The 1,214-nt window shown below is 72.2% G+C and carries 1 protein-coding gene and 1 pseudogene; one reads left to right on the top strand and one right to left on the bottom strand.

Features of this window, described 5'->3' with window-relative positions:
• Window positions 1-372, bottom strand: a pseudogene (locus ACNFOC_RS54530) (tetratricopeptide repeat protein); the annotation flags it as partial.
• 208 nt (window positions 373-580) lie between these two features.
• On the opposite strand from ACNFOC_RS54530, the gene ACNFOC_RS54525 reads away from it, so the two are divergent.
• Window positions 581-1,123 carry a DUF6668 family protein gene (locus tag ACNFOC_RS54525; protein ID WP_416966335.1) on the top strand — a complete coding sequence of 181 codons (543 nt, stop codon included), beginning with the start codon at window positions 581-583 and terminating at the stop codon, window positions 1,121-1,123.
• The last annotated feature ends 91 nt before the right edge of the window (window positions 1,124-1,214 follow it).

Below are 1,214 nucleotides of genomic sequence, written 5' to 3'. Positions count from 1 at the left end.
CTCCCCGACACCCGCACCCGCACCCGCACCCGCACCCGCACCCGCACCCGCACCGACGATCGCCCAAGGCTCCGCCGAGAAGTGACTGGACCCATCCGGATCGATCTGGAGCGGAACGACGTACCCGATCCGAGCGTCGTGGATCGTGGCGTGCACGGAATGACCGGTGGCCGTGGCGATGCGGTGGAGGTGGCTCAGGACCGCCTGCTGGATCTCCTCGCCCTCGGCCACCACCACCGGCACTCCGCCGATCGACGCACCGCCGGCGCCGGCGCCGTCCACGGGTACGCGTACCTCGAAGGGGGACGCCGCGGGTGCCGAGCGTGCGGCTCGCTTCTGTTCCCGCTTCTTCTCGCGGCTGAGTCGAGTCATCGGTTCCCTCACTCGCATCCGTCGGAGAGTCGGCCCGCGCTCTCCAGCGTCAAGATCCGTTCGTACGCGTACTGTTGAGTCTCGCCGTTCCCTTCCGGTTCTCAGGTAACCGCGACGTCACAGCCTCGTCCCAGGAGTTCCCGGACCCGTCGCGCACCCGTTCGGATGCCGTGAGGATGCGGCGGGGCCACGAGGGAGGAGCTCGGTCATGCAGACAGGTGGACGGCAGGGCCCGGAGATCTGGCTCCGCGGACCGGTAGCCGACGGCCCGCACGCAGGGACACCGGAAGCACCCGAGCGCCCCTCCAGTATCCCCACCGGCGCACCCCTCGGCCCACGCCGCTTCTCCTGGGTCGCCACCCACGGCGGCACCGGCGCCACCACCCTCGCCTCCGTCTACGGCGGCCAGGACTGCGGACGCGACTGGCCGGGCCCCGAGGACCCACCATCGATCCTGCTCGTCGCCCGCACCCACGCGGCAGGCCTGGCCGCCGTCTCCCGCGCCCTGGAGGTCTTCCGGCGCGGCGCTGCCCCGGCCGGGCTCGACCTGGACGCCGTAGTCCTCGTAGCGGACGCGCCCGGACGGCTCCCCCGCCAGCTCGCCCCCCACGTCAAGGCCATCGAGTCCGTGATCGACGTCTACCGCGTGCCCTGGGTACCGGCCTGGCGCATCGGCGACCTCACAGGCGAACCACCCCGCGAAACAGAAGCACTGGCCCGCCTAACAGGCACAACCCGCCACCCGCGCTGACACCCACACCCCCAAACTCCCAAACCCCCACGAGCCCGCAGCCGCCGACGAAACGGGAGCGGGTCGTGGCGGTACGGCGCAGCCCGCCGCG

Source organism: Streptomyces colwelliae (assembly GCF_048158785.1).
In the GTDB taxonomy this organism is placed as follows: domain Bacteria; phylum Actinomycetota; class Actinomycetes; order Streptomycetales; family Streptomycetaceae; genus Streptomyces.
The sequence above is the reverse complement of the archived record's forward strand: the minus strand, read 5'-3'. Positions and strand labels throughout refer to the sequence as shown.